The following is a 25,647-nucleotide window of genomic DNA, read 5'->3' as shown; positions in this document are numbered from 1 at the left end:
CCGGGGGCGTCCTCTTCCGGGGGAGCCGGGCCGCCCGCGGTGGAGGAGGCGAACCGCGGGGCGGCACAGCTCGCGCCTTCAGCGGCTCTCGCGGCTTTCAGCGGCTGGTGACGTGCTTCAGCGCGTCCCGGGTCCGGTCGAGCATGGCCGCGAACGGCCCTGCGACCCACTGTGCGGTCGGTGATCCGGCCGTGCGCGGGTGCGGGTGGGTGGGGGCGAGCTTCTCCACGAGCTGGAGCTGACCGCCCAGCCTCCTCCTCCGGGGCTCGGGGCATTCCTGGAGCACGGACGGGAACTCCTCCTTCTCCTCGTGCTCCGCGTGGGTGATGACGTCCTTCTCGAACCTGCGGAGCAGGTCGTCGAAGTCACGGCTGGAGACGTCCATCCGCTCCAGCTCGGCGAGGACCTGGTTGGCCGCCTTCTCCTCCTGGTTGCGGGCGTCGGCCTCCTCCTGCCCTGCGGTGTCGGTGGCGACGGGACGCAGGATCAGCTCCTCCGCCGTCTCGTGCACCGCCAGCAGTGCCCTCAGCGCGTCGAAGGCCTCCTGCTTGGGCCGGCCGGCCTCGGCGCCCCTCACCTCCGCGAAGAGGTCCCGGATCAGCGCGTGCTGACGCAACAGGACGCCGATCACATCGTCATCGGGAAGCTTCGCGGCTTCCGCTCGTTCTTGCTTCGCGCTGCTCACGGTGTATCCCTCCGTCTCGTTCCGGAACGACGAGACGTCACGAGTCCCACGGAGACGGCCTCCCATGCCCGGGCCACCTCGGGACCGTCCGGGCCCCGCCGGTCGTGTCGTGCGCCAGGCCACGCACAGCACGTCACAGACGGGTAAGGGGCGTCAGACCCGGCCGTGGGCCTTCTGGGCGCGCCGCGACAGGGAGTCGATGACCACCGCGACCAGCAGCACCCCGCCCGTGATCATGAACTGCACGGCGGCCTGGATGCCCAGCAGGGCGACGCCCGAGGCGATCGACTGGATGACCAGGACGCCCAGCAGCGCGGACCAGACCCTGCCGCGCCCGCCGAAGAGACTCGTGCCGCCGATGACCGCCGCGGCGATGGCGTTCATCAGCAGGTTGCCGCCGCCCGAGGCCTGGCTGGCCGAGGTGACCCGGGACGCCAGGAACAGGCCGCCGACCGCGGCCATCGTGCCCGACATCATGAACACCGAGATCCGCACCCACACCACCCCGAGCCCGGCCCGCCGGGCGGCCTCGACGCCACCGCCGAGCGCGAAGATCATGCGCCCGTAGGTGGTGCGGCGCAGGACGCAGTCCAGGCCGACGAGGACGGCGATGAAGATCAGCAGGGCGAGCGGCAGTCCCTGGAACCGGTTGAGCACGAACGCGGCGGCGAAGGCGACCACGGCCAGGGCCCCGGTGCGTACGGCGATCCGGGCCGGGGTCCGGGACGGAACTCCCGCGGCGACGCGCCGCCGCGCGTCCCGCAAGGAGACGAGGAAGTAGCCCGCGGTGCCGAGCGCCGCCACCCCGTACGCGACGGCCACGTCGTGGAAGTAGTGACTGGTGAGCATGGCGACCATGCCCTCGTCGTCGAGGTTGACGGTGCCGCTCGAACCGAGGATGTACAGCATCAGGCCGTTCCAGCCCAGCAGTCCCGCCAGGGTGACGACGAAGGCGGGCACCCCGACCTGGGCGAAGAAGAACCCGTGTACGGCCCCGATCGCGGCTCCCATGACCACGGCGATCAGGACGGCGAGGCCTTCCGCCATGCCGTGATGGACGTTCAGGACGGCGAAGGTCGCGGCCGCGAGGCCGCTCACCGAACCGACCGACAGGTCGATCTCTCCCAGGAGCAGGACGAAGACGACACCGACGGCGATCAGTCCGGTACCGACGATGTCCACGCTCAGGTTGGACAGGTTGCGGGGCGAGAGGAACTTCTCGTCCAGGAGCACGAAGATGAGCCAGATCGACGCCAGGCTCAGCAGGACGGGGAGGGAACCGAGTTCACCGCTGCGGAGGCTGTCCTTGAACGCCTCGACGCGGTGCGCCCTCGTGCCGCCGGCACCGCCGGCGCCGTTCGTACCGCTCATCAGTCAGCCTCCCACTCACGGGACGCACGCCGGGTGACGGCGTTGTCCGTGGCACCGGTGATGGAGGAGATGATCTGTTCGTGGGAGGTGGTCGTCACGTCGAAGAAGCCGTTGTTCCGGCCGAGACGGAGGACGGCGATCCAGTCCGCGACGGCTTTGACGTCCCCCATGTTGTGGCTGATGAGGAGGACGCCCAGGCCTTGCTCACGCAGCCGGTCGACCAGATCGAGGACTTGGGCGGTCTGCTCGATGCCCAGCGCGGCGGTGGGCTCGTCGAGCAGGACCAGCCGTGGTTCGCCCAGCAGCGAGCGGGAGATGGCGACGGTCTGCCGCTGCCCGCCGGACAGGGAGGCGACGGGGACGCGCACGCTGGGCATGCGGATGGAGAAGGTGTCGAGCAGGCCGAGGGTACGGCGCTCCATCTCCACCTCGTCGAGGACGCCGACCCGGTGGATCTCCCGGCCGAGGAAGAGATTGCCGACGACATCGAGGTTGTCGCACAGCGCCAGGTCCTGGTAGACGGTCGCGATGCCCAGGGCCTGCGCGTCGTGCGGCCGGGTGATGTGGACGGGCCGGCCGTCCCACTCGATCACGCCGTGGTCGGCGGGATCCACGCCCGCGATGATCTTGATGAGGGTGGATTTGCCGGCGCCGTTGTCACCCACCAGTGCGACGACCTCGCCGGCGCGGACCTCCAGGTCGACGTCCGCGAGCGCCCGCACCGCGCCGAATCGCTTGGAGATGCCCTTCAGCGCCAGCAGGGGTGGTGCTGACATGTGAACCACTCCCCTCAACCCGGGCTCATGGGGCCAGCCCCGCTCTCTTGCAGTCGGCTTCGAACTTCGGTGTGCAGATCTGATCGAGCGTGTACATGCCGTCCTTGACCACGGTCTCCTCGATGTTGTCGGCGGTCACGGAGATCGGTGTGAGCAGGACGGAGGGGATGCCGCGGGTGGTGGGGCTGTCCACCGTGCCCGTCGCGATGGCGTCCGTCTCCTGGCCCGCACGAGCGCGACGGCCATCTCCGCGGCGGCATAGGCCTCCTGCTTGAACGGCTTGTAGACGGTCATGTACTGGTCCCCCGCGACGATCCGCTGGATCCCGGCGAGTTCCGCGTCCTGTCCGGTCACCGGAGGCAGCGGCCGGATCTTGGCCGACTTGAGGGCGGAGATGATCCCGGCGGCGAGGCCGTCGTTGGCGGAGTACACGCCGTCGATGCTGTCGGCGCCCAGGGAGGCGATGGCTCCGGACATGTTGATGTGGGCGTTCACCGGCCGCCACTCGGCGGTGTCGTACGCCTTGCCGATCCTGACCTTGCCTTCGAGGGCGGACAAGGCGCCCTCCTTGAACCAGGCCGAGTTGGGGTCGGTCGCGGCGCCGTTCATCATCACGATCTGTCCGCCGTTCGCCCGGTCGCCCAACGCTTCGAGCAGCGCTTCGCCCTGGAGCCGCCCGACCCGTTCGCCGTCGAAGGAGACGTACGCCGAGATGGGGCCCTCCACCAGCCGGTCGTAGGCGACGACCTCGATGCCCGCCTCCCGCGCCCGGTCGACCGAGGAACGCAGCGACCTGGAGTCGACCGCGTCGAGGATCATCACCCTGACCCCCTTGGTGATCATCGTGTCGACCTGGTGCTGCTGGGTGGCCACATCGTGTTGCGCGCTGGCGAACTCCACGTCGCACTCGGGGCACAGAGCGGCGATCCGCTCCTCGATCAAGGGCCGGTCGAAAGCGTCGAAGCGATTGGTGTTGTCCGGCAGCAGCAGGCCGATCGACCGCCCCTCGCGGGCGACCTGGGTGCCCGGCTCACGTACTTCGGCGGCTTTGCCGCAGGCCGAGAGGCCGGAGGTCACGGCCAGCCCGGCTGCCACGAGGACCGCGGGCACGGCCCGGCGACGTCGTGCGTTCGCCCTTCCGGTCATCTCCGTCACTCCCTGTCGTCCATCTGCTCACGTGGGGACAGGGCGACCTCGCACCACACCTGCTTGCCGCCGCTGAGCGGCACCGAGCCCCACGCCGTGGACATCGCCTCGACGAGCAGCAGCCCACGGCCGCCGGTGGCCTCCCAGTCCACGCTCGTGGACTTGACGGGGGCGCGGGGCGAGGCGTCGTTCACGGCGATACGGAGGCGGTCCGCCGCCAGCGTGAGATCCAGCCGCACCTCCCCCTGGGTGTGCGCGATGGCGTTCGTCACCAGTTCGGAAACGACCAGCAAAGCCATGTCGACCTCCTCCGTCACCCCCCAGCCCCTCAGGGTGCGCGCGGTGAAGCGCCGGGCGTGCATCACCGCGTCGGGCAGTCGCCACACCGCCCACCGGGCGCGTATCGGACGGACCCGCATCCCGTCGTAGCGCAGCAGCAGCACCGCCACGTCGTCGTCGCGCCGGCGCGTACCGGCGACGAGCGCGTCGGCGACCCGCCCCGGATCGGCCGGGTCGGCGTTCCGGAGCACCTCGCACACGGTGCGCATCCCGTCCTCCAGGTGGAGGCTCGCCGATTCCACCAGGCCGTCCGTGAGGAGGGCGATGAGGGTACCGGGCACGAGGCCGACCTCGCTCAGCGGGAAGTCGGCGTCCGCCATGACCCCGAGCGGAGGCCCTCCCTCGATCTCGATCGCCTCGGTGGTGCCGTCGGGCAGGCGCAGCAGTGGCGGCAGATGCCCGGCCCGGACCACCCAGGCGAGACCCTCCTCCATGTCGAGGTCGACATAGCAGCAGGTGGCGAAGAGGTCGGTCTCCATGCCGACGAGGAGGCGGTTGGCATGGGCCACGACCACATCGGGCGGGTGGCCCTCCACCGCGTAGGCCCGGATCGCGGTGCGCATCTGTCCCATGATCGTGGCGGCTCCGGCGCTGTGGCCCTGTACGTCGCCGATGACCAGCGCGACATGGCCGTCGGAGAGCGGGATGACGTCGTACCAGTCGCCGCCCACTTCGAGGCCGACCGTCGCGGGCAGATACCGTGCGACGGCCTCCCCGCCCGGCAGGGCCGGGAGCTTGCGGGGCAGGAGGCTGCGCTGGAGCATCGTGGCGAGTTCGTGCCCGGCGTTGAGGGCGTGGGCGCGCGTCAGGGCCTGCCCCACCAGACCGGCCGTGGCCGTCAGCAGGGAGCGCTCCTCCGGTCCGAAGCGGTGCTCGCCGTCCCACCCGACGAGGCACACCCCCACCATGCGGCCGTCCGCGGGCAGCGGCAGCACGGCGAGCCCGCCGGGGCCGATGCCGGAGAGGCCGGGTTCGAGAGCGGCACCGGGCGGCCAGAGGGCCACATGGCCCTCCCGCAGGGCGCTCTCCAGGGTCGGCAGGGTGTGGCAGGACGCGTCCGGCCACTCCGAGCGCCACTCCGAACGCCACACGCCGGGCCAGGCGTCGGGCTGCGGCGGGTCGAGGAGGGTGACCACGAGCCGGTCGCCCTCCAGCTCGGCGACCGCGATACGGGTGGCGTTCAGCGGGGCGCGCAAGGACTCGACGACCACCCTGCTGACGTCCCTGATCGTCGTGGCGCCGGCCAGCGCTGCGGACAGCCGCTGCACCAGGGACACCTCGTCGGGGGTGGGACGCAGGTACGAGGCGTCGCCCACCACGCCGAGGATGCGCTCCGGCCTGCCGCCCGCGTCGGCCACCACGCGGCAGCGCAGTCCCAGCCAGCGGAGTTCGCCGCCCGGCCGGCGGACGCGGAACGCCAGCTGCTGGTGGGGGGTCGCCCGGTCCGGTTCGACGATCGACATCAGCGCCGGAACGTCGTCCGGGACGGCACACTCCAGCAGCGTGGACACGTGCCCGTCGAAGTGCGCCGGGGCGACACCGAGCAGCTGGAGCACCTGGGCGTCCACGTCCATGCGGCCGGTCCTCAGGTGCAGGGCGAAGGTGCCACCGCGCAGCGGCAGCAGGGCCGGGCCGGCCGGCGAGCCGATGTCGACCGGCGCGGCGACCCGGGCCGCGGCCGCCTCCAGCCCGGCCGCCGTCTGGTCCGCGTACAGCTCCAGGAACGCACGCTGGTCGGCGTCGAAGCCGTCACCGTCCTTGCGGACCACGAAGAGGCAGCCCAGCAGGTGCGGGTCCCCTCCGAGCGGCAGCGCGCCCAGCGACACCGGTCCGCCGTCCGCCCCGTGCGGGCCGGGCTCCTGGGGCGTCCGCCACAGGGGCCGCCCCGCACGGCAGGCGTCGGCGACCACCGAGCGGCCGGAGAGGGCGTACGCCGACGGGATCTCGTACGGCCCGAGGGAGTCACCGGCCACCTCGGCCAGACGTAGTTCGTCGACGTTCTCGGACGGCACGTAGACAGCGGCCAGCTCCACCCCGCAGGTCGCCAAGATGTGCCCGGTCAACGCCTGCACCGCCTCCGTACGCGGGAAGGCACCAGCGTGCGCCGCTGTCCACTGCCTTTACCCCATGCTGCGCCTTCCCGGGCACCGGCAGCCAGTCAGCACCTCGGGCAGCGCCTCGGTCGGCTCAGTCCGCCGCCGGGAAGGCGTCCGCGCGGACATGGGGCATGGGGCTGCTGGCCACCTGGTAGGGGTCGCCGGGCGGGCGCGAGGCCGGGGTGATGCGTACGGTCAGCGGCCCGGCCCACTCGTAGCCGTTGCGCTCGCCGTGGCGGGCCAGGACGTCCGTCAGCTCCTGTCCCACCTCGCCGCCGCCGTGGCGCAGCAGCTCCTCGTAGACCCCGGCGTCCAGTTCCACCTCGTACGCGTTGGGCACGACCACTCTGCTCTCGCTGCACACCACGGCCTGGTCGTCGCACTCACGGCGCAGCGCGTCGAGCAGCTCGACCGGCTCGTGGTGGAGAGCCTTGGAGACCAGGGCGCTCTGCCACCGCTCCAGGGCTCGTTCCCAGCGTGTCAGCGTTCCCATCGCCATACGCCTGACCTCCGCTCCCTCGTCATCGGCGTCCGCGCAGCCGGCCGAACAGCCGGCGGGCCTGGGTGCGGTTGCGCGGGTCGGCGGCGGCACGGCGCGCCGACGCGATCGTCCTTCGGCCCTGGGGGCTGCGGGTGAACTGCTTGATACGCGTCATCAATCCGGACATGGGTCCTCCTTCTGGCCGTGGACGGCCTGACCGTGCCCGGCCCGGCCGTTAGGACGCGTCTACCCGGTGGCGCCCCGACGATGTCCCCGGGGGGCCAAGCAGCCGCTTCATGGACTCGGCGGCGTGCACGGCGGCGTCCGCGCAGCAGTTGTTGAACAGCACGTGCAGGTGTGCGACGCGGTCGGCCAGGGAGTGGAGGCGGGGCCTCCACTCCTCCAGCTCGTCCTCCGCGTAGCGGTGCCGGAAGCGGTCCTCCTTGGTGCCGGTGCCCCACGCGGCGCTGCGCCCGTGGAAGCGGACCACCGCGAGGTCGTCGGAGGTGACCGGGGTGAGCGGAGGTATGGAGGTGGGCAGGTCCTGCGCCATGTCCACCGCCACGGCCGCGGCGTCCAGGTCCCGCAGCAGGGCGGTGGTGTCGGGTCGCCGGTCCTCCCGCCACCAGCCGGGGTGCCGGAACTCGACGGCCATCGGCCAGTCGGCGGCGCGTTTCCGGGTGCGGTGGAGAACCGCCTCCGCCCGGGCACCCGGGGCGAACCAGGGCGGGAACTGGAACAGCAGGGTGCCGAGGCGGTCCGCGTCCCGCAACGGGCGCAGGGCGTCGCTGAAACGCTGCCACACCTCGTCGAGGAGCCCGGGGTCGCCGGTGTCATGGCCCCGCAGGTCGGCGGGCAGGGCGGCCGTCCGGGTCGGGTGGCCGGTGAGCAGCGAGAACGCCTTGACGTCGAAGCGGAAGCCGGCCGGTGTGCGTTCGGCCCACAGCAGGCTGTTGCGCACGCTGGGGAGCGCGTAGTACGTGGCGTCGACCTCCACCACGGGGAACTGTTCGGCGTAGTGCCGCAGCCGCCCCTCCGGGTCGCGTCGCCCCTGCGGGTACCACCCGCTGCCGACAAGTGCCTTGTCCGTCCAGGAACATGTACCGATCAGGATGTTGCCCATGCCGCCCCGCCTACCCCGGGGACGGGCTCCCGTGACGACGCACGACGAGGAACCAGATGACGGCCGACACCTCCGCCTCCTTCCTGCTCCACCCCGGCGCCCCGGACTCCCCCGTGATCCTGCACGTTCCGCACTCCGCCCGCGCGATACCCGCGGACGTGCGCACCGGGATCGTGCTGGACGACCGGGCGCTCGCGGCCGAGTTGGACCACATCACCGACGCGTACACGGAGCGGATCGCCACCGCGGCGGCGAGGGCCGCGCGGGTGACGCCCTGGCGGTTCGTCAACCGGCTGTCCCGCCTGGTGGTCGACCCGGAGCGGTTCCCCGACGACCGCGAGGAGATGCTGGCGGTGGGCATGGGCGCGGTCTACACCCGGACCACGCACCGTGCCGAGCTCCGCCCTGCGGACACCGACGTACAGCCCCTGATCGACCGTTACTTCCACCCGTACGCCCAGGCGATGACGGCGGCCGTGGCCGAGCGGCTCGAAACAACCGGGCGGGCCGTGGTCGTCGACGTCCATTCGTACCCGGCGGAGGCATTGCCGTACGAGCTCCACGGCGACGGGCCGCGTCCGCCGGTCTGTCTCGGCACCGACTCCTTCCACACGCCGGGCCCGCTGCTCGACGCGGCGCGGCAGGCGTTCGGGGGCTTCGGCGGCACGGCACTGGACACGCCGTTCTCGGGAACGTACGTGCCGCTGCGGTACTACGGCCGGGACCCGAGGGTCGGCGCGCTGATGGTGGAGATCCGCCGCGACCTGTACCTGGACGAGCGGGGAGCGCCTCGCGACGAGGGCGTCGAGGCGCTGGCGGGTGCGCTCGCCGGTCTCGTGGAGCGGATCTCCGGCTGACGCGGCGAACCGCCCGGGACGCCGCGCGTGTACGGCGGTGGTGTCCCGGCCGTGCCCGGCCGGACCTGCTGCCACCACCCGCCCGGGCGACCGGGGTCGCACAGCCGTGGTGCCGCCGTGACGCTGAGGTGAGGCGGCCGGACGGCCCGCGTGGGAAGGGAGCCGATGACCAGGGAGGTACCGAGCGCGGCATCGGCGTCGGGTCTCAGAGGCGGGCCGAGCCGGGTCGATCGGCTGGTCGACCGGTTCGTGGCCCTGGGCGGAGCCGTCGGGTGTGCCGGCAGGCCACCGGTGGTGAACGGCACGCCCGAGGGCGTGCCGCCCTCCGAGGGCCGCGCCGTGCGGTCAGCTGCCGAGACGGCCGCGCAAGAGCTGTTTGCCGAACTCGGCACCCTTGCGGCTGTCGGTCTGGGCCTTGCGGAACAGTTCGACCAGCTCCGTGTCGTTGTCCCGTTCCGCGTCCTTGATGTAGGTCTCCAGCCGCAGCGCGTTGCTCAGGCAGGACTCCACGTACCAGATCAGGTTGTAGTTCTTGTCCTTGGTACCCGTGACGTCGCCGGTTTCGTTGCTTGCCATGTTGACCGTCCTTCGAGAGGGGATGGCACTCGACCGACCGTAATCACATCGGCGTGGTCAGGCACGACGGGCCACCCCGCCCGAACCACAGTTCACGCCAACGGCTGCCACCGTGTGCGTGCCGCCGCGGCCGGGGCATCCCGGTGACACGACACCGGCCGGCATGGCAGGGTCGGCACCAGTCCCACCAGAACCACCCGACAAAGCTGCTGGGAGATACCGTTGAGAATGCTGATCAACGTACCCGAGACCGTCGTCGCCGACGCGCTGCGCGGGATCGCGGCCGCGCATCCCGAACTCACCGTGGACGTGGAGAACCGGGTCGTCGTACGGCGGGACGCTCCCGTGGCCGGGAAGGTGGCGCTGGTGTCGGGGGGCGGGTCCGGGCATGAACCGTTGCACGCCGGGTTCGTCGGGCCCGGGATGCTGGCGGCGGCCTGTCCGGGCGAGGTCTTCACGTCACCCGTTCCGGACCAGCTGGCGCGGGCGGCGGCCGCCGTGGACAGCGGCCGGGGGGTGCTGTTCGTCGTCAAGAACTACACCGGGGACGTGCTGAACTTCGAGATGGCGGCCGAGCTCGCCGAGGACGAGGGCGTACAGGTCGCCAAGGTCCTCGTGGACGACGACGTGGCGGTGACCGACAGTACGTTCACGGCGGGGCGGCGCGGGACCGGGGCCACGCTCTTCGTGGAGAAGATCGCCGGTGCGGCCGCCGAGGAGGGGGCGCCGCTGGAGCGGGTGGAGGCGATCGCCCGGCAGGTGAACGCGGGGTCGCGCAGTTTCGGCGTGGCGCTGAGCGCGTGCACCACGCCCGCGAAGGGCAGCCCGACGTTCGACCTGCCGCCGGGCGAGCTGGAGTTGGGCATCGGCATCCACGGGGAGCCGGGCCGGGAGCGGCGGCCCATGATGACCTCGGGGGAGATCGCCGACGTCGCGGTGGACGCCGTGCTGGAGGACCTGAGGCCGAGCGGCCCGGTGCTGGTGCTGGTGAACGGCATGGGGGCGACGCCGCTGCTGGAGCTGTACGGGTTCAATGCCGAGGTCCAGCGGGTGCTGGGCGAGCGGGGCGTCTCGGTGGCCCGTACGCTCGTCGGCAACTATGTGACGTCGCTCGACATGGCCGGCTGCTCGGTGACCCTGTGCCAGGTGGACGAGGAGCTGCTGCGACTGTGGGACGCGCCGGTGCGGACCGCCGCCCTGCGGTGGGGAATGTGAGGCCCGTGATGCTCGACGCGGAATTCTTCCGGCGCTGGATGACCGGGGCCGCGGCCGCCGTGGACCGGGAGGCGGACCGGCTGACCGAGCTCGACTCGGCGATCGGTGACGCCGACCACGGCGCCAATCTGCAACGCGGTTTCGCCGCGGTGGTCAAGGCCCTGGAGGGCGAAGCGGCCATGACACCGGGGGCCGTCCTCATGCTCGCGGGCCGGCAGCTGATCTCGACGGTCGGCGGCGCTTCGGGACCCTTGTACGGGACGCTGCTGCGACGCACCGGCAAGGCGCTGGGCGACGCCGCCGAGGTGGCGCCCGTGCAGCTGGCCGAGGCGCTGCGGGTGGGCGTGTCCGCGGTGGCGCAGCTCGGCGGGGCGAAGGCGGGCGACAAGACGATGCTGGACGCGCTGGAGCCGGCCGTCGAGGCGCTGGCCGAATCGCTCGGCGAGTCGTTCGCGGCGGCGGCGGAGGCCGCGGACCAGGGCGCCCTCGCGACCGTGCCGATGCAGGCGCGCAAGGGCAGGGCCAGCTATCTCGGTGAGCGCAGCGTGGGGCACCAGGACCCGGGCGCGACGTCCTCGGCCCTGCTGATCGCCGCCCTGGCCGAGGCGGAGGGGGCGCGGTGACCGCGAAGGTGGGCATCGTGCTGGTCTCGCACAGCGCGGAGGTCGCGTCCTCCGTCGCCGAGCTGGCCGAGGGCCTCGCGGGCGGCGGGGGCACCGCGCCGGTCGTGGCGGCGGGCGGCACTCCGGACGGCGGGCTGGGCACCAGCGCGGAGCTGATCACCGAGGCGGCGACGGCCGTCGACGGCGGGGCGGGCGTGGCCGTGCTGGTGGATCTGGGCAGCGCCGTCCTGACCGTGAAGGCCCTGCTCGCGGAGGGCGACGAACTCCCCGAGGGCACGCGCCTGGTGGACGCGCCGTTCGTGGAGGGTGCGGTGGCGGCGGTGGTCACCGCGTCGGCGGGCGGCGACCTGGACGCGGTGGTGACGGCCGCGTCGGAGGCGTACGGCTACCGCAAGGAGTGACGGCGTCCGGGGAGGGAGCCGGTGCCCGCACCGGTGCGCGGGTTGTGATGTACCTGGTCAACGCACTACTGTCGCAGGGCCTTGGTGTACGGGAAACCGGTGCGGTACCGGTGCGGCCCTCGCCACTGTGATCGGGAAGTCCGGCTCCACTCCCGGGGAATCCACCCCTGGAAGCCACTGGAACGCCGCGGGAGACCGCGGTGTCCGGGAAGGCGGAGTCGCGGCGGCACGTCGTCCGGGGGGATACTCCCGGACCCCCTCCCGTCAGCCAGGAGACCGGCCAGGGCGCGTTGTCCATCCACGAGGTGCTGGAGAGGGTCTCCCTACATCATGCATATCGCCGAGGGCTATCTGCCCCCCGCGCACGCGGTCGCCTGGACCGTCGCCGCCGCTCCGTTCGTCGCCCATGGCGTCCGTGCCCTGACCCGCGAGGTCAAGGCCAATCCCGAATCGACTCTCCTGCTCGGCGCGTCCGGTGCCTTCACCTTTGTCCTGTCCGCCCTGAAAATCCCTTCGGTGACGGGCAGTTGCTCGCACCCCACCGGCACCGGCCTGGGCGCCATCCTTTTCCGGCCGCCGATCATGGCGGTCCTGGGCACCATCACCCTGCTCTTCCAGGCGCTGCTGCTGGCGCACGGCGGCCTGACGACGCTGGGCGCGAACGCGTTCTCGATGGCCATCGTCGGTCCGTGGGCCGGCTTCGGGGTGTACTGGCTGCTGCGCCGCTTCGACGTGCCGCTGATGGTGAGCGTGTTCTTCGGGGCGTTCGTGGCGGACCTGTCGACGTACTGCGTCACCAGCGTGCAGCTGGCGCTGGCGTTCCCGGACCCGGGCAGCGGTGTCGTCGGTTCGCTGGCGAAGTTCGGCGGGATCTTCGCGGTCACGCAGATCCCGCTGGCGGTCAGCGAGGGCCTGCTGACCGTGTTGGTGATGCGGCTGCTGATGCAGTCCAGCAAGGGCGATCTGGCCCGGCTCGGTGTCGTGTCCGTGAAGAAGGAGGCCGTGGCCCGATGAGCCGTAACGCCAGGATCAATACGCTGCTGCTGCTCGTCGTGGTCGCGCTCGCCGTCCTCCCGCTCGCGCTGGGGATGGGCGACCACAAGGAGGAGCCGTTCACGGGCGCCGACGCGCAGGCCGAGACGGCCATCACCGAACTGAAGCCGGACTACGAGCCGTGGTTCAGCCCGCTGTACGAGCCGCCGTCCGGGGAGGTCGAGTCGGCGCTGTTCGCCCTTCAGGCAGCCATCGGCGCGGGCGTGCTGGCGTACTACTTCGGCCTGCGGCGCGGGCGCCGGCAGGGTGAGGCGCGGGCGCGCGCCGGGGCGCCGGGCGGGGACGTCCCGGGCACGGAGCCCTCGGAGGCGGAGCCTTCGGGCGCCGACGCCCCCCGGGCCTCCGCCTAGCCGCCGGTGCTGCCGATCGACGCGGCGGCGCACAGCAGCCGCTGGCGCCGCCGTCATCCGTGCGAGAAGGCCGCCCTGGGCTTCGGTCTGACGGCGCTGGCCGTGTGCCTGCCGCCCTGGCCGGGGGCCGTGCTCGTCGCCGCAGCGACGCTCGTGGTGCTGCTCGGCCCGGCCCGGGTCGCGCCGCGGCAGCTGTGGCGGGCGTGGCGCATCCCGCTCGGCTTCTGTGTGACGGGCGCGGTACCGCTGTTGTTCCAGGTCGGCGGGGCGGGCGGGTTCGTCACGCTCGCGCCGGACGGGCCGGCGCACGCCGGGCAGTTGCTGCTGCGTACGTCGGCGGCCTCGCTCGGCGTGCTGCTGTTCGCCTTCACCACACCGGTGTCCGACGTGCTGCCGAGGCTGGTGCGGGCGGGGGTGCCGGCGCCGGTGGTCGACGTGGCGCTCGTCATGTACCGGATCAGCTTCCTGCTGCTGGACGCGGTCCGGCGGATCCGGGAGGCGCAGGCGGCGCGGCTCGGGCTGACGAGCCGGGCGGCCACCTGGCGCTCCCTGGCGGGCCTGGGCGCGACGGCGTTCGTGCGCGCCTTCGACCGGGCGGCGCGGCTCCAGACGGGGCTGGCCGGGCGCGGTTACGACGGCACGCTGCGGGTGCTGGTGCCCCACGTGGCGGTCAGCCGGCGGTTCCTGGGCGCGACGGCCGCGCTGCTCGCGGGGCTCGTCGCCCTCACCTTCGTACTCGAAAGGCTCCTGCCATGAATGCTCCCGCCGTCGTGGAACTCGTCGGTGCGGGATACGCCTACGAGGACGGCCCCGCGGTGCTGCGGGGCGTCGACTTCGCCGTGCCCGAGAGGCGGTCCATCGCGCTGCTCGGCCGCAACGGCAGCGGCAAGACGACCATGCTCCGGCTGCTGAGCGGCGGTCTCAGGTGCGCGAGCGGCCGGTTGCGGCTGGAGGGGCGGGACGTGTCGTACGACAGGGCGGGGCTGACCCGCCTGCGGACGACGGTGCAGTTGGTGGTGCAGGACCCGGACGACCAGCTGTTCGCGGCGTCGGTGGGGCAGGACGTGTCGTTCGGGCCGATGAACCTGGGGCTGTCGGAGACGGAGGTGCGCGAACGGGTGCGCGAGGCCCTGGAGGCGCTGGACATCGCGGCGCTGGAGGACCGGCCGACCCACCTGTTGTCGTACGGTCAGCGCAAGCGGGCCGCGATCGCGGGCGCGGTCGCCATGCGCCCCCGGGTCCTCATCCTCGACGAGCCGACGGCCGGCCTCGATCCGCACGGCCAGGAGCGGCTGTTGGCGGTGCTGGACCGGCTGCGTGCCTCCGGGACGACGGTCGTGATGGCCACGCACGACGTGGACCTGGCCCTCCGCTGGGCCGACGACGCCGCGGTCCTCACCCCCGACGGACTGCGCACCGGACCGGTCGCCGGCCTCCTGGCCGACCAGGCTCTCCTGGACGCGGCCCGCCTGCGCCGCCCGTGGGGCATGGCGGTGGCCCGGGTCCTGCGGGACCGGGGCCTGCTGGGGGCTCAGGAGGCGGGGCCACGCACCCCTGAGGAGCTGGAGGAGTGGGCGTCGGCGGTTCGGGGGGCGTAGAGCCGGTGCGGGCGGCCGGCGAGTAGGGTCGCACCGTACGTGTGTGGTGATGCGACGGGGCGGGGACGATGCGGCGCTGGGTCAAGGTCTCGGTGGCGGCTGCGGTGGTCCTGGGCGTGGGCGGCTACGTCGCCGAGCCCTACGCGCAGGACTGGCTGCTCGCTCGTGATGCGTGTGACGGGACCCTTCCGCCGGACGCGCTGGAACAGCTCACGCCCGAGGACGCGCACCTGCGCGACGAGACATCCCACCTGCACGAAGGGCTCGGCTCGTACTCGTGCCGCCTCACCGCCGAGGAGGCCGAGGACGGCACGGGGGACGACGGGCGGCTGGTCGTCGGTATGGAGGCCTACACCCGTCGGGACGACCAGGACCGGGAGTTCATGAGCATTTTCCCGGAGGAGGGGTTTTCGCCACAGGCCTCGCTGCCCGAGGGGCTGCCCGGGTTCATCGACAAGTACCACGACATCAACTTCCTCCTGCCCTGCCCGGATCTCGGCAAGGACGCCGAGGGCAGGCAGCGCAAGCTTCTGGTGCGGATGTCGCTGGGCCGGGAGGCCAACCACGGTGCGCCCGGCGCCGCGTACCGGATGGCCGTGGCGCTCGCGAACGGGGCGTCCGACAGGCTCGGTTGTGGCGCCGAGCCGCTCAGGGCGCCGGCCGGTGACGCCGTACCGCCCGACCCCGAGCGCGACGCGGAGACCGTGCCGCTGTCGGAGGCGAAGGACACGGCGTGCGGGTGGATGGCCGGGGCCGGGCTGCCGCAGGATCAGGGGCTGCGGGTCGCGGCGGCGGTGAACGACGCCGCCCCCACGGGGCGCTGCGACCTGACGGACAGGGACGGCAAATCGGCGCTCTCCCTGGTCGCCTGGTACGGCGACTGGAGCAACCGCCTCACGTCCAGGGACGGCGTCCCGCGCTCCCTGACGGCCACCGCCCGCTGCGACGGCGAGGCCGCCGGCTACGCGCTCGGCACGTCGGACGACATTCCGGGCGTCGGTGAGGCCGTACAGCGGCGGCTGCTCAAGGAGTTCGCCGAGGACCAGGTGCGTCGGCGCGGGTGCTCCGGGCTCCGGTTCTTCTGACGTCACGCCCTCATCCACAGGGCGCGGACGTACGCGTCGTCCACCAGCTGCCGCATCGCGCGGGCGCGCCGCGCCGGTACGCCGCGTTCCTCCGCCCACCGGTCCAGCACGGTGAACAGCTGGCGGCGTCCGTCCGTCAGGTCGCCCCGTACCGGACCCGTGACCGGCCGGTCGGCGATGTCGCCCATGGGCGGGCGGGTGTCCAGTTGCCGGGGCGCGGGCCGGAACGTGCCGCGGGTGTGCTCGCGCACGGACCGGTCGAAAGCGGCGAGGTCGGGGATCGTTCCGTCCAGGGCGTACCGGGCGCGGTACTTCATCAGATCGCCCACGCGCTCCACCAGACGCCTCAGGTCGATGTCCGTCCGGTTCGTGGCGGCCGCGTCGGGCTCTTCGCGGGAAGCGCGGCGGGCGGCGGGGTCGCCGCCCCGGGCGGTCAGCCGCTCCAGGTAGTGGGCGAAGTAGGCGCGCTCGGCGTCGTAGAGGACGGCGAATGCCTCCGGGTCCTTGGCGAGTTCGGCGACCAGGTCCTTCACGTCGGCATGCGCGTCCGCCGCGGCTTCGGTGTACTCGAAAGCGGCGTGCGCTTCGCGCGGGGCGAGGAAGCGGCCGAGCCAGACGTGGCCCTCCTGGTCGGGCAGGCTCTGCTCGGGCGGTACGGCGGGGCCGGACGCGTCGTCGTGGTACACCGAGTCGTCGCGCGCCGCGTCCGCGATGTACTCGGCCACCATCCGGGCCACACCGGGCGCGAGGCCCGCGGGGAGGTCGATGCCGTCGAGGGATGCGGCCACCGCGTAGGCCGCGCGGGCCTGTGCCATGGTGTGCGGCTTGCCGGGGCCGGAGGAGCGGGTGGCGGCTTCCACCACGCGGCCCAGGACGCGGGCGCCGTCGCCGCACAGCCGCTCGTGGACGAGCAGCTTCCGCACGGAGCCGAGGCGGGCCAGGTCGTCACCCGGGTCGAGGGCCCTGGTGGCGGCCGCCGGGTCGTCGGCGAGGGCGCGGGTCGACGCGGGCAGCGGCCGGCAGGGCGGCTGGGCGTCGGAACGGGTCAGAGGTATCACCAGCGCCGCCGCCAGCACCACCCCGGCGGCGATCCCGGAGACGAGGAGCCGGCGCCTCCCCGGCCGACGGAACCCGCCGGTCCAGCTCCGGGCCCCGACGCCTTCGCTTCCCCCATCACGCATCCCGGCAGCCTAGCGAAGCGGTTGCCGAGCACGTTACGCACCTCACGCCCGAGACTTATGCAACTTGTTGCACAAGGGCCCGGCATCGTCTACAACTGGGGCGACGACATCGCGCGAGGAGGCGCCCCCCATGACTGCGACCCAGGCCCCGGCCCCGTACCCGCACCTGCTCCAGCCCCTGGACCTGGGGTTCACCACCCTGCCCAACCGGGTGCTCATGGGGTCCATGCACGTCGGGCTGGAGGAGGCCGAGAACGGCTTCGCGCGCATGGCCGCCTTCTACGCGGAGCGCGCCCGCGGCGGCGTCGGGCTGATCGTCACCGGCGGCATCGCCCCGAACGAGGCGGGCAGGCCGTACGAGGGCGGGGCCAAGCTGACCACCGAGGAGGAGGCCGCGAAGCACCGCGTCGTGACGGACGCCGTGCACGCGGCCGGCGGGCGGATCGCGATGCAGATCCTCCACTTCGGGCGGTACGCCTACCACCGCGACCTGGTCGCGCCGAGCCCGCTCCAGGCGCCGATCAGCCCCTTCGTACCGAACGAGCTCACCGACGCCGAGGTCGAGCAGACGATCGAGGACTATGTGCGGGCGGCGGAACTGGCGAGGTCGGCCGGGTACGACGGCGTCGAGATCATGGGCTCCGAGGGCTACCTGATCAACGAGTTCATCGCCGCCGCGACCAACCGGCGCGAGGACCGGTGGGGCGGGTCGTACGAGAACCGCGTCCGCTTCCCGCTGGAGATCGTCCGCCGGACGCGCGAGCGGCTCGGTGCGGACTTCATCCTGATCTACCGGCTCTCCATGCTGGACCTGGTGCCGGGCGGCTCGACCCTGGAGGAGGTCGTCGCACTCGCCAAGGAGATCGAGGCGGCCGGCGCGACGTTGATCAACACGGGTATCGGCTGGCACGAGGCCCGGATCCCCACCATCGCCACCTCGGTGCCGCGCGGCGCGTACACCTGGGTCACCAAGAAGCTGATGGGTTCGGTGTCCATCCCTCTGATCACCAGCAACCGCGTCAACACCCCCGAGGTCGCCGAGAGGATCCTGGCCGAGGGCCGCGCGGACATGGTCTCGATGGCCCGGCCGTTCCTCGCCGACCCCGACTTCGTCGCCAAGGCCGCGGACGGCCGGCCGGAGACCATCAACACCTGCATCGGCTGCAACCAGGCGTGCCTGGACCACACCTTCAGCGGGAAGATCACCTCCTGCCTGGTCAACCCGCGCGCCTGCCACGAGACCGAGCTGGTCCTGTCCCCCACCCGGCTGCGCAAGCGGATCGCCGTCGTCGGCGCGGGCCCGGCCGGGCTCGCCTGCTCGGTCTCGGCCGCCGAACGCGGCCATGACGTCACACTGTTCGACGCCGCGGACGAGGTCGGCGGACAGCTGAACATCGCCAAGCGGGTGCCGGGCAAGGAGGAGTTCGACGAGACGCTCCGCTACTTCCGCACGCAGCTCCAACTGCGCGGCGTGGACGTGAAGCTGGGGACGTACGTGACCGCGGAACTGCTCGCCGGATACGACGAGGTCGTCGTCGCGACCGGGGTCACCCCGCGCACGCCCGCCATCGAGGGCGTCGACCACCCGTCCGTGGTCAGCTACCTGGACGTGCTGCGCGACGGTGCGCCGGTCGGTGAGCGGGTCGCGGTCATCGGGGCGGGCGGGATCGGCTTCGACGTGGCGGAGTTCCTCACGGACGGCGGCGAGGGCGCGAGTCGGGACGCCGAGACGTACTTCCGGCAGTGGGGCGTCGACACGTCGTACGCCGAGCGCGGCGGGCTGCGCGCGCCCCAGCGGCCGAAGCCGCCGCGCACGGTGCACCTGCTGCAGCGCAAGGCGTCGAAGGTCGGCGCGGGCCTGGGCAAGACGACGGGCTGGATCCACCGCACCGAGCTCAAGCACCGGGGCGTGACCATGGTCGCGGGCGCGACGTACGAGCGGATCGACGACGAGGGCCTGCACATCACCGTGGACGGCGAGGCCCGCACCGTACCGGTCGACACCGTGGTGCTGTGCACGGGCCAGGAGCCGCGGCGCGACCTGTACGAGGAGCTCGTGGCGGCGGGGGCGTCGGTGCACCTCATCGGCGGCGCGGACGTGGCGGCGGAGCTGGACGCCAAGCGCGCCATCGACCAGGGGACGCGGCTGGCGGCGGCCCTGTGACGATTCCGCGTCCCTAGGATGCGGTCATGTCACTCCCGCACGCCATCCTCACCGCCCTGCTCGAAAAGCCGTCCTCGGGTCTGGAGCTGACCCGCCGCTTCGACCGGTCGATCGGCTACTTCTGGTCGGCCACGCACCAGCAGATCTATCGCGAGCTGGGAAAGCTGGAGCAGGCGGGCCACATCCGGGCGCTGCCCACCGCGGCGCCGTCCCGTGGGCAGAAGAAGGACTACGAGGTGCTGCCCGCGGGCCGCGCGGAGCTGACGGACTGGGTGCGGCGCAGTGAGGACCCCAAGCCGATCCGGGACGCCCTGCTGCTGCGGCTGCGGGCGGCGGCGGTGGTGGGGACGGAGGGCTTCGCGGACGAGCTGCGCCGCCATCTGGCCCTGCATCGGGCGCAGTTGGAGGAGTACCTGGGGATGGAGGAGCGGCAGTTCCCGCCGGAGCGCGATTCCGAGGCGGACCGGCTGCGCCATCTGGTGCTGCGCGGCGGGATCGAGCTGGAGCGGTTCTGGACCGGGTGGCTGGCGGAGGCGCTGGCCGCGTTCGACGACCTGGACCGCCGGAAGCCCGATTGTTAACGGTAATCGTTTTCATGTAGCGTGACCGCCACCGTACCGACGATGGAGGTCGCCCAGTCATGGCCGTACCCAAGCGGAAGATGTCCCGCTCCAACACCCGCCACCGCCGCGCCCAGTGGAAGGCGTCCACGCCCCAGCTGGTGCCCGTCACGGTGGACGGCTCCGTCTACCAGGTGCCGCAGCGCCTGGTGAAGGCGTACGAGCGCGGCCTGATCCACCCGGAGGGCTGAGCCGGTGGCGAACGGCCCGCGCGTGCGGGCCGTTCGCCGGCTGCCGGACCGCGGGACGTCCCGCGTGGAGGGATGGGCGAGGGCCACGGCCGCCCCCTACCTCGACCGGGCCTTCCGCCACGCCGACTCGCGCAGCAGCCGCAGCCCGTTGAGACCCACCAGGACGGTGGAACCCTCGTGACCCGCGACGCCGAGGGGCAGCGGCAGATGACCGGCCAGGTCCCAGACCACCAGGGCGCCGATGCAGACTCCGGCGATCACCAGGTTCTGCACGACCAGCCGGCGGGCGCGCCGGGAGAGGGCCACGACGGCCGGGACGGTGGCCAGTTCGTCGCGTACGACGACGGCGTCGGCGGTCTCCAGGGCCAGGTCGGAGCCGGCCCGGCCCATCGCGATGCCGGTGTGCGCGGCGGCGAGCGCGGGTGCGTCGTTGACGCCGTCACCGACCACGAGGGTGCGCAGGCCTGCGCGTTCCCAGTCCCGTACGGCCGCGACCTTGTCCTCGGGCAGCAGCCCGGCCCGTACGTCGGTGATGCCGGCCTCGGCGGCGACGCGGTGCGCCGCGCGGTCGTTGTCGCCGGTCAGCAGGGTCGGCGCGGTCCCGCTGAGCCGGGCGAGGGCGGCGACGGCGGCCGCGGCTCCGTCCCGCAACCGGTCGGCGACGCCGAGCACGGCGACGGGCGAGCCGTCGACGGCCACCACGACGGCTGTCCGCCCCGCGGCCTCCAGTTCACGGACGGCGGACGAGGCTTCGGCGGGGCGGCCCACCGTGACCTCGCGGCCGTCGACGAGGGCCCGTACACCCCGGCCGGGAGCCGACGAGAACTCCGTGGCGCGGGGCACCGTGAGGCCTCGTTCGCGGGCGGCGGCCACCACCGCGCGGGCGAGGGGGTGTTCGCTCGGCAGCTCGGCCGCGGCGGCCAGTGTGAGGACCTCGGACTCCGCCAGGGCGCCGGTCAGCCGCACCTCGGCGACGCGTGGCGTGCCCTCGGTCAGGGTGCCGGTCTTGTCGAGGGCGACCCGGTCCACCTGCCCCAGCCGCTCCATCACCACGGCCGACTTCACGAGCACACCGTGCCGGCCGGCGTTGGCGATCGCGGAGAGCAGCGGCGGCATGGTGGCGAGGACCACGGCGCACGGTGATGCCACGATCATGAACGTCATGGCGCGCAGCAGCGTCTCGGTGAAGTCCGCACCGAAGGCGAGGGGCAGGGCGAACAGCGCGAGGGTGGCGACGACGACACCCACCGAGTAGCGCTGCTCGATCTTCTCGATGAAGAGCTGCGTGGGGGCCTTGGTCGCGCTGGCCTCCTCCACCATGGCGACGATCCGGGCGATGACGGACTCGGAGACGTCCTTGTCGACCCGTACGCGCAGCGCCCCGGTGCCATTGAGGGTGCCCGCGAAGACGCCGTCGCCGGGCGCCTTGGCGACGGGCAGGGGTTCGCCCGTGATGGTGGCCTGGTCGACGTCGCTCGTCCCGTCCAGGACGGTGCCGTCCGCCGGCAGCCGCTCCCCCGGCCGTACGAGGACGGTGTCGCCGATCCGCAGGTCCGCCACGTCCACCGGCTGCTCCTCGGACCCGTTCACACGGACGGCCCGCGCGGGCGCCAGGTCCAGCAGGCCGCGTACCGAGTCGGCGGTACGCCTGGTGGCGAGCGCCTCCAGGGCGCCCGAGGTGGCGAAGATGACGATGAGCAGCCCGCCGTCCAGGTACTGCCCGATCGCGGCGGCGCCGATCGCGGCGACGACCATCAGCAGGTCGACGTCCAGGGACTTGGCGCGCAGGGCCTGGAGTCCCGCCCAGCCGGGCTCCCAGCCGCCGGCGACGTAACACACGGCGTACAGCGGCCCCCAGGCCCACGCGGGCGCGCCGGCCAGGTCGAGCGGGAGCGCGGCGAGGAACGCGGCGGCGGACAGCGCGGCCCAGCGGACCTCGGGCAGGGTGAACAGCCCGGTCCGGCGGGGCGGGGCGACGGCGCGGGCGGGCGGGTCCGCGGGCCTGGTGTCGAGCACCGGGGAAGCCATGGGCGTGCACCTCTTCACGGGGACGGCAGGAACGGCACCACCATAGCGGAACACATGAAGAGGTCTTCATCCATACGCCTGGACACGCGGCTACGATGACCTGCATGGGACACGGAGTGAACGGTGAGACGACCCCGACGGCGCGTCTGGACGCGGAGTCCGCGGCCACCATCGCCGCCACGCTCCAGGCCCTCGCCACCCCGTCCCGGCTGATGATCCTCACCCGGCTGCGCCAGGGGCCCTGCGGAGTGACGGAGCTGGCCGAGTCGGTCGCCATGGAGCAGTCGGCGGTCTCGCACCAGCTGCGGTTGCTGCGCGCCCTGAGCCTCGTCACCGGTGTGCGGCAGGGCCGGCGCATCGAGTACAGCCTGTACGACAACCATGTCGCCCAGCTCCTCGACGAGGCCGTCTACCACATCGAGCACCTCCGGCTCGGCGCACGCGACCTTCCCCAACCTGCCGTGGATACTGGTCAGTCGTAGACCGACGACGCGAAGGGGCGGGCATGGCCGACCAGTTGGGAACGAGTCGCGGGGCACGGCACGCCGTGGTCGTCGGCGGAAGCATCGCGGGGCTGCTCGCCGCCCGGGTGCTCGCCGAGCACGCGCAGCGGGTCACGATCGTCGAGCGCGACCGCTTCCCCGACGAGCCCGGACCTCGTGCGGGCGTGCCGCAGGGGCAGCACACACACGTCTTGCTGGAGGGCGGGCAGCTGGCGCTGGAGCAGTTGCTGCCGGGCGTCGTGGAAGAGCTGCGCGAGCAGGGTTCGCCCCGGGTCGGGATGCCCGAGGACGTCGTGCAGTGGCAGGGCGGCCGGTGGTTCCGGCGCACCGCCACCACCTCGTCCCTCCTCACCGGTACCCGGCCCCGGCTCGAACACCTCATCCGGCGCCGGGTGCTGGCGGACCCCCGGATCGGCACCGTGCAGGGCACCGAGGCCGTGGGACTGCTCGGCGACGCCGGCCGCGTACGAGGGGTGCTGCTGCGCGAACGCGGCGCGGGCGGGGAGACGCGCACCCTGGAGGCGGACCTGGTGGTGGACGCGTCGGGGCGCGGGTCACAGGCTCCCCAGTGGCTGTCCGCGATCGGTGCCGAGCCTCCGCACGAGGAGACCATCGAAACCGGTCTGGCGTATGCGACGCGCCTGTACCGGGACGGATCCGAGGGCAGTGGGGCGGACTGCCTCGGCTACTTCGTCGTACCCAACCCCGAGCAGACGTACGGCGGCGTGGTGATGCCCGTCGAGGACGGGCGCTGTCTGGTCACCCTTTCGGGGCTACGCGGTGACGAACCGCCCACCGACGAGGAGGCGTTCGAGGACTTCGCGAAGCGGCTCCCGCACCCGATCCTGCACGACTGGCTGACCAGGGCGGAGGGCGAGTCCCCGGTGCGCGGCTTCCGCCGGACGGCCAACGTGCGGCGCCGGTACGACCGTCCGGGGCGCCGCCCCGCGGGGTTCCTCGCGACCGGGGACGCGCTGTGCACGTTCAACCCGATCTACGGGCAGGGCATGGCGGTCGCCGCGATCGGGGCGGTGGCACTGCGCGACGCGCTGGCGGACCGCCGCCGGACGCCGACGACGCTGCGCGTGCAGCGGGCGCTGTTCCACGCCTCCAAGCAGGCCTGGGACATCTCCGCCGGGTCCGACAAGAGCATGCCGGGCGCCACCGGCAACGCGATGGGGTCCCGCGCCCTCGACCGGCCCGCCGCCTGGTACCTCCAGCGCGTCCAGGACAGGTACACCGGCGATCCGGTCGTGGGGCGGGCGTTCCGGTCGGTCCTGGCGCTGGTGAATCCGGTGACCGTGCTGTTCGCCCCGCGGATCGCCCGCGCGGTGCTCTTCGAGCCGGTGCCGCCGACCCCGGCCGAGCCGCCCCTGCGGCGGGAGGCCGACGCGGCGTGACGCGCTTCAGGGGCGCATGACGACCTTCACGGCGCCCTCCTGCTTCTGCTGGAACATCTTGTACGCGTGCGGGGCGTCGGTGAGCGGGAGGTGGTGGGTGGCGAAGTCGTCCACGCCGAGCGGGTCCGCGTCGGTGAGGAGCGGCAGGATGTCGTCGACCCAGCGGCGGACGTTGGCCTGGCCCATGCGCAGTTGGATCTGCTTGTCGAACAGCGTCAGCATCGGCATCGGGTCGGCCGCGCCGCCGTAGACGCCGCTCAGCGAGATGGTTCCGCCGCGCCGCACCAGGGCGATGGCCAGGTGGAGGGCGGCCAGCCGGTCGGTGCCCATCTTCTGGTGCAGCCGGGCCGCCCACGCCTTGGGCAGCAGTCCGGCCGCGTTCTGCTGGGTGCGCGCGACCGGGCTGCCGTGGGCCTCGGTGCCGACCGCGTCGATGACGGCGTCCGGGCCGCGGCCGGAGGTGCGGTCCTTGATGGCGTCGACCAGCTCGTCGTGGTCGTCGAACCCGTTCAGGTCGTACACCTCGACGCCGCGCTCCCGGGCGCGCTGGAGGCGTTCGGGTACCAGGTCGACACCGATCACCTGGGCGGCGCCCTGGTGGAGGGCGATACGGCAGCTCATGTCGCCGATCGGGCCGAGCCCGAGAACGACGACCGAGCCACCCGGGGGGACGGCGGCGTACTGGACGGCCTGCCAGGCGGTGGGCAGGACGTCCGAGAGGTAGAGGTAGCGGTCGTCCGGCGGGCCCTCGGGCACCTTGATGGGCCCGAACTGGGCCTGCGGGACGCGGAGGTACTCGGCCTGGCCGCCGGGCACGGCACCGTACAGCCTGGTGTAGCCGAAGAGTGCGGCGCCCATGCCCTCCTCGGCGACCTGGGTGGTCTCGCACTGGGTCGGCAGGCCGGAGGTGCACATCCAGCAGTGGCCGCAGGCGATCTGGAAGGGGACGACCACGCGGTCACCGGGCTTGAGGCCCGGGACGTCGGAGCCGACCTCCTCCACGATGCCCATCGGCTCGTGGCCGAGGATGTCCCCGGGGGTCATGAACGGGGTGAGGACCTCGTAGAGGTGGAGGTCCGAGCCGCACAGCCCGGTGGACGTGACCCTGACGACCGCGTCGGTCGGCTCCTCGATCTTCGGGTCGGGCACCGTCTCCACCCGTACGTCACGCTTTCCCTGCCATGTCACGGCCCTCATGGTGCGTGTCCCTTCAACCGGCTCCTGCGGGGGCGGGAGCCGGGTACCCGGGCGCCGTGCCGGTGAATCCGTTTCGGCCAGAGTGCGACGGAATGCCGGACACCCCCTTCCATAAAGGTTTAGACCAATGATAGGGATTGGTCACCGACACGGCATGCTCGACTACTGTGAGCGAAGGAATTTGAGGGTTGAACATGGCTGAGCCCCAGACCCCCGCGGGACTTCCGCTCTACCTCCGGGTGGCCGCCGCGCTCCGCGACGACCTCACCCAGCGGCGCATCGCCCCCGGCACCAGGCTGCCGTCCGAGCGCTCCCTGGTGCACCGCTTCCGGGTGAACCGGCACACCGTACGCAACGCGCTCCAACTGCTGCGCGACGAGCGGCTGGTGGTGACCGAGCGGCGTGGCACGTTCGCCGCGGCCACCACTCCGGAGGCGGCGGGACCGGTCCTCGCGCCGGGCCTGCTGCGGTTCCCGTGCGGCACCGGCACCCCCGACGCGTCCGCGGTGACCCGGCTCGCCTGGGAACCCGCGCCGACCGGGCTCGCCGGGCAGCTGGGCCTCCAGCCCGGCGCGCCGTCGCGGGGCC

Annotated in this window: 26 protein-coding genes, 1 pseudogene and 1 riboswitch; of the genes and pseudogenes, 15 read left to right on the top strand and 12 right to left on the bottom strand. The window is 72.8% G+C overall.

Annotation, left to right across the window (positions count from 1 at the left end; translation table 11 throughout):
- Positions 1-97: 97 nt before the first annotated feature.
- The 8 genes and pseudogenes from ABT360_RS30990 to ABT360_RS30955 form a co-directional block, all read right to left on the bottom strand.
- Positions 98-685 (bottom strand): hemerythrin domain-containing protein, encoded by a 588-nt coding sequence (locus tag ABT360_RS30990; RefSeq protein ID WP_351823845.1) that lies wholly within the window; start codon positions 683-685, stop codon positions 98-100.
- 153 nt (positions 686-838) lie between these two features.
- Positions 839-2,056 carry a sugar ABC transporter permease gene (locus ABT360_RS30985; protein ID WP_351823842.1) on the bottom strand — a complete coding sequence of 406 codons (1,218 nt, stop codon included), beginning with the start codon at positions 2,054-2,056 and terminating at the stop codon, positions 839-841.
- Positions 2,056-2,841 carry an ATP-binding cassette domain-containing protein gene (locus ABT360_RS30980; RefSeq protein WP_351823840.1) on the bottom strand — a complete coding sequence of 262 codons (786 nt, stop codon included), beginning with the start codon at positions 2,839-2,841 and terminating at the stop codon, positions 2,056-2,058. Before ABT360_RS30980 ends, ABT360_RS30985 begins: the two co-directional genes overlap by 1 nt.
- A 16-nt stretch (positions 2,842-2,857) precedes the next feature.
- Positions 2,858-3,978, bottom strand: a pseudogene (locus tag ABT360_RS30975) (substrate-binding domain-containing protein).
- A gap of 5 nt (positions 3,979-3,983) precedes the next feature.
- Positions 3,984-6,380: a SpoIIE family protein phosphatase gene (locus tag ABT360_RS30970; protein ID WP_351823837.1), complete on the bottom strand. Its 2,397-nt coding sequence runs from the start codon at positions 6,378-6,380 to the stop codon at positions 3,984-3,986.
- Positions 6,381-6,504: 124 nt separating this feature from the next.
- Positions 6,505-6,906, bottom strand: coding sequence for a DUF3662 domain-containing protein (locus tag ABT360_RS30965; RefSeq protein ID WP_351823834.1), 402 nt, complete (start codon positions 6,904-6,906; stop codon positions 6,505-6,507).
- 28 nt (positions 6,907-6,934) lie between these two features.
- Complete coding sequence (locus ABT360_RS30960) at positions 6,935-7,081, bottom strand: hypothetical protein (RefSeq protein ID WP_351823831.1); 147 nt, start codon at positions 7,079-7,081, stop codon at positions 6,935-6,937.
- Between the two features lie 48 nt (positions 7,082-7,129).
- Complete coding sequence (locus tag ABT360_RS30955; RefSeq protein WP_351823828.1) at positions 7,130-8,017, bottom strand: DUF72 domain-containing protein; 888 nt, start codon at positions 8,015-8,017, stop codon at positions 7,130-7,132.
- Between the two features lie 56 nt (positions 8,018-8,073).
- On the opposite strand from ABT360_RS30955, the gene ABT360_RS30950 reads away from it, so the two are divergent.
- Entirely contained in the window at positions 8,074-8,874 is an 801-nt protein-coding gene (locus ABT360_RS30950; RefSeq protein ID WP_351823826.1) for an N-formylglutamate amidohydrolase, read from the top strand.
- Positions 8,875-9,219: 345 nt separating this feature from the next.
- On the opposite strand, the gene ABT360_RS30945 is transcribed toward ABT360_RS30950, so the two are convergent.
- Positions 9,220-9,450 carry a hypothetical protein gene (locus ABT360_RS30945; RefSeq protein WP_351823823.1) on the bottom strand — a complete coding sequence of 77 codons (231 nt, stop codon included), beginning with the start codon at positions 9,448-9,450 and terminating at the stop codon, positions 9,220-9,222.
- 222 nt (positions 9,451-9,672) lie between these two features.
- Between ABT360_RS30945 and dhaK the strand changes: the two genes are divergently transcribed.
- The 8 genes from dhaK (at position 9,673) to ABT360_RS30905 (ending at position 15,775) form a co-directional block, all read left to right on the top strand.
- Positions 9,673-10,665, top strand: a complete 993-nt coding sequence (dhaK, locus tag ABT360_RS30940; RefSeq protein ID WP_351823820.1) for a dihydroxyacetone kinase subunit DhaK — start codon at positions 9,673-9,675, stop codon at positions 10,663-10,665.
- 8 nt (positions 10,666-10,673) lie between these two features.
- Positions 10,674-11,288 (top strand): dihydroxyacetone kinase subunit DhaL, encoded by a 615-nt coding sequence (dhaL, locus tag ABT360_RS30935; protein ID WP_351823817.1) that lies wholly within the window; start codon positions 10,674-10,676, stop codon positions 11,286-11,288.
- Positions 11,285-11,689 carry a dihydroxyacetone kinase phosphoryl donor subunit DhaM gene (dhaM, locus tag ABT360_RS30930; RefSeq protein WP_351823814.1) on the top strand — a complete coding sequence of 135 codons (405 nt, stop codon included), beginning with the start codon at positions 11,285-11,287 and terminating at the stop codon, positions 11,687-11,689. The genes dhaL and dhaM overlap by 4 nt, the downstream gene beginning before the upstream one ends.
- A gap of 65 nt (positions 11,690-11,754) precedes the next feature.
- A riboswitch (cobalamin riboswitch) is annotated at positions 11,755-11,988 on the top strand.
- Between the two features lie 31 nt (positions 11,989-12,019).
- Positions 12,020-12,703 carry an energy-coupling factor ABC transporter permease gene (locus ABT360_RS30925; RefSeq protein WP_351823811.1) on the top strand — a complete coding sequence of 228 codons (684 nt, stop codon included), beginning with the start codon at positions 12,020-12,022 and terminating at the stop codon, positions 12,701-12,703.
- Positions 12,700-13,092, top strand: coding sequence for an energy-coupling factor ABC transporter substrate-binding protein (locus ABT360_RS30920; protein ID WP_351823808.1), 393 nt, complete (start codon positions 12,700-12,702; stop codon positions 13,090-13,092). The genes ABT360_RS30925 and ABT360_RS30920 overlap by 4 nt, the downstream gene beginning before the upstream one ends.
- 6 nt (positions 13,093-13,098) lie before the next feature.
- Positions 13,099-13,848, top strand: a complete 750-nt coding sequence (cbiQ, locus tag ABT360_RS30915; RefSeq protein ID WP_351823805.1) for a cobalt ECF transporter T component CbiQ — start codon at positions 13,099-13,101, stop codon at positions 13,846-13,848.
- Positions 13,845-14,690, top strand: a complete 846-nt coding sequence (locus tag ABT360_RS30910) for an energy-coupling factor ABC transporter ATP-binding protein (RefSeq protein WP_351823802.1) — start codon at positions 13,845-13,847, stop codon at positions 14,688-14,690. The genes cbiQ and ABT360_RS30910 overlap by 4 nt, the downstream gene beginning before the upstream one ends.
- Positions 14,691-14,758: 68 nt before the next feature.
- Positions 14,759-15,775: a hypothetical protein gene (locus ABT360_RS30905; protein WP_351823799.1), complete on the top strand. Its 1,017-nt coding sequence runs from the start codon at positions 14,759-14,761 to the stop codon at positions 15,773-15,775.
- Between the two features lie 2 nt (positions 15,776-15,777).
- Here the strand turns inward: ABT360_RS30905 and ABT360_RS30900 are convergent, their stop codons facing one another.
- Entirely contained in the window at positions 15,778-16,956 is a 1,179-nt protein-coding gene (locus ABT360_RS30900; RefSeq protein WP_351823796.1) for a hypothetical protein, read from the bottom strand.
- Positions 16,957-17,086: 130 nt separating this feature from the next.
- On the opposite strand from ABT360_RS30900, the gene ABT360_RS30895 reads away from it, so the two are divergent.
- Genes ABT360_RS30895 through rpmF form a run of 3 tightly spaced genes read left to right on the top strand, consistent with a single transcriptional unit; the run spans position 17,087 to position 19,931 of the window.
- The gene (locus ABT360_RS30895) at positions 17,087-19,120 is read left to right on the top strand and encodes an NADPH-dependent 2,4-dienoyl-CoA reductase (RefSeq protein WP_351823793.1); all 2,034 of its coding nucleotides are present in this window, start codon (positions 17,087-17,089) and stop codon (positions 19,118-19,120) included.
- Positions 19,121-19,146: 26 nt separating this feature from the next.
- Positions 19,147-19,701 carry a PadR family transcriptional regulator gene (locus ABT360_RS30890; RefSeq protein WP_351823790.1) on the top strand — a complete coding sequence of 185 codons (555 nt, stop codon included), beginning with the start codon at positions 19,147-19,149 and terminating at the stop codon, positions 19,699-19,701.
- A 59-nt stretch (positions 19,702-19,760) separates the two neighbouring features.
- The gene (gene rpmF / locus ABT360_RS30885; protein ID WP_290113288.1) at positions 19,761-19,931 is read left to right on the top strand and encodes a 50S ribosomal protein L32; all 171 of its coding nucleotides are present in this window, start codon (positions 19,761-19,763) and stop codon (positions 19,929-19,931) included.
- Positions 19,932-20,027: 96 nt separating this feature from the next.
- Here the strand turns inward: rpmF and ABT360_RS30880 are convergent, their stop codons facing one another.
- Positions 20,028-21,959 (bottom strand): heavy metal translocating P-type ATPase, encoded by a 1,932-nt coding sequence (locus tag ABT360_RS30880; protein ID WP_351823786.1) that lies wholly within the window; start codon positions 21,957-21,959, stop codon positions 20,028-20,030.
- A 104-nt stretch (positions 21,960-22,063) separates the two neighbouring features.
- On the opposite strand from ABT360_RS30880, the gene ABT360_RS30875 reads away from it, so the two are divergent.
- Both ABT360_RS30875 and ABT360_RS30870 read left to right on the top strand, forming a co-directional pair.
- The gene (locus ABT360_RS30875) at positions 22,064-22,441 is read left to right on the top strand and encodes an ArsR/SmtB family transcription factor (protein ID WP_351823783.1); all 378 of its coding nucleotides are present in this window, start codon (positions 22,064-22,066) and stop codon (positions 22,439-22,441) included.
- A 23-nt stretch (positions 22,442-22,464) separates the two neighbouring features.
- Positions 22,465-23,862 carry an FAD-dependent oxidoreductase gene (locus ABT360_RS30870; protein ID WP_351823780.1) on the top strand — a complete coding sequence of 466 codons (1,398 nt, stop codon included), beginning with the start codon at positions 22,465-22,467 and terminating at the stop codon, positions 23,860-23,862.
- A 6-nt stretch (positions 23,863-23,868) separates the two neighbouring features.
- On the opposite strand, the gene ABT360_RS30865 is transcribed toward ABT360_RS30870, so the two are convergent.
- Positions 23,869-25,059, bottom strand: coding sequence for a zinc-dependent alcohol dehydrogenase (locus ABT360_RS30865; protein WP_351823777.1), 1,191 nt, complete (start codon positions 25,057-25,059; stop codon positions 23,869-23,871).
- Between the two features lie 194 nt (positions 25,060-25,253).
- On the opposite strand from ABT360_RS30865, the gene ABT360_RS30860 reads away from it, so the two are divergent.
- On the top strand, positions 25,254-25,647 hold a 394-nt coding region (locus tag ABT360_RS30860), incomplete at its 3' end, for a GntR family transcriptional regulator (protein WP_351823774.1).

The organism is Streptomyces sp. NPDC000229 (assembly GCF_040300825.1).
Taxonomy (GTDB): Bacteria; Actinomycetota; Actinomycetes; order Streptomycetales; family Streptomycetaceae; genus Streptomyces.
The sequence above is the reverse complement of the archived record's forward strand: the minus strand, read 5'-3'. Positions and strand labels throughout refer to the sequence as shown.

Bases quoted from the DNA above. Each gene is read 5' to 3' on its own strand.
- ABT360_RS30985 (WP_351823842.1), bottom strand. From the start codon at position 2,056: ATGAGCGGTACGAACGGCGCCGGCGGTGCCGGCGGCACGAGGGCGCAC.
- ABT360_RS30965 (WP_351823834.1), bottom strand. From the start codon at position 6,906: ATGGGAACGCTGACACGCTGGGAACGAGCCCTGGAGCGGTGGCAGAGC.
- ABT360_RS30960 (WP_351823831.1), bottom strand. From the start codon at position 7,081: ATGTCCGGATTGATGACGCGTATCAAGCAGTTCACCCGCAGCCCCCAG.
- ABT360_RS30955 (WP_351823828.1), bottom strand. From the start codon at position 8,017: ATGGGCAACATCCTGATCGGTACATGTTCCTGGACGGACAAGGCACTT.
- ABT360_RS30950 (WP_351823826.1), top strand. From the start codon at position 8,074: ATGACGGCCGACACCTCCGCCTCCTTCCTGCTCCACCCCGGCGCCCCG.
- ABT360_RS30945 (WP_351823823.1), bottom strand. From the start codon at position 9,450: ATGGCAAGCAACGAAACCGGCGACGTCACGGGTACCAAGGACAAGAAC.
- dhaL (WP_351823817.1), top strand. From the start codon at position 10,674: ATGCTCGACGCGGAATTCTTCCGGCGCTGGATGACCGGGGCCGCGGCC.
- ABT360_RS30925 (WP_351823811.1), top strand. From the start codon at position 12,020: ATGCATATCGCCGAGGGCTATCTGCCCCCCGCGCACGCGGTCGCCTGG.
- ABT360_RS30920 (WP_351823808.1), top strand. From the start codon at position 12,700: ATGAGCCGTAACGCCAGGATCAATACGCTGCTGCTGCTCGTCGTGGTC.
- ABT360_RS30910 (WP_351823802.1), top strand. From the start codon at position 13,845: ATGAATGCTCCCGCCGTCGTGGAACTCGTCGGTGCGGGATACGCCTAC.
- ABT360_RS30905 (WP_351823799.1), top strand. From the start codon at position 14,759: ATGCGGCGCTGGGTCAAGGTCTCGGTGGCGGCTGCGGTGGTCCTGGGC.
- ABT360_RS30900 (WP_351823796.1), bottom strand. From the start codon at position 16,956: ATGCGTGATGGGGGAAGCGAAGGCGTCGGGGCCCGGAGCTGGACCGGC.
- ABT360_RS30895 (WP_351823793.1), top strand. From the start codon at position 17,087: ATGACTGCGACCCAGGCCCCGGCCCCGTACCCGCACCTGCTCCAGCCC.
- ABT360_RS30890 (WP_351823790.1), top strand. From the start codon at position 19,147: ATGTCACTCCCGCACGCCATCCTCACCGCCCTGCTCGAAAAGCCGTCC.
- rpmF (WP_290113288.1), top strand. From the start codon at position 19,761: ATGGCCGTACCCAAGCGGAAGATGTCCCGCTCCAACACCCGCCACCGC.
- ABT360_RS30880 (WP_351823786.1), bottom strand. From the start codon at position 21,959: ATGGCTTCCCCGGTGCTCGACACCAGGCCCGCGGACCCGCCCGCCCGC.
- ABT360_RS30875 (WP_351823783.1), top strand. From the start codon at position 22,064: ATGGGACACGGAGTGAACGGTGAGACGACCCCGACGGCGCGTCTGGAC.
- ABT360_RS30870 (WP_351823780.1), top strand. From the start codon at position 22,465: ATGGCCGACCAGTTGGGAACGAGTCGCGGGGCACGGCACGCCGTGGTC.
- ABT360_RS30865 (WP_351823777.1), bottom strand. From the start codon at position 25,059: ATGAGGGCCGTGACATGGCAGGGAAAGCGTGACGTACGGGTGGAGACG.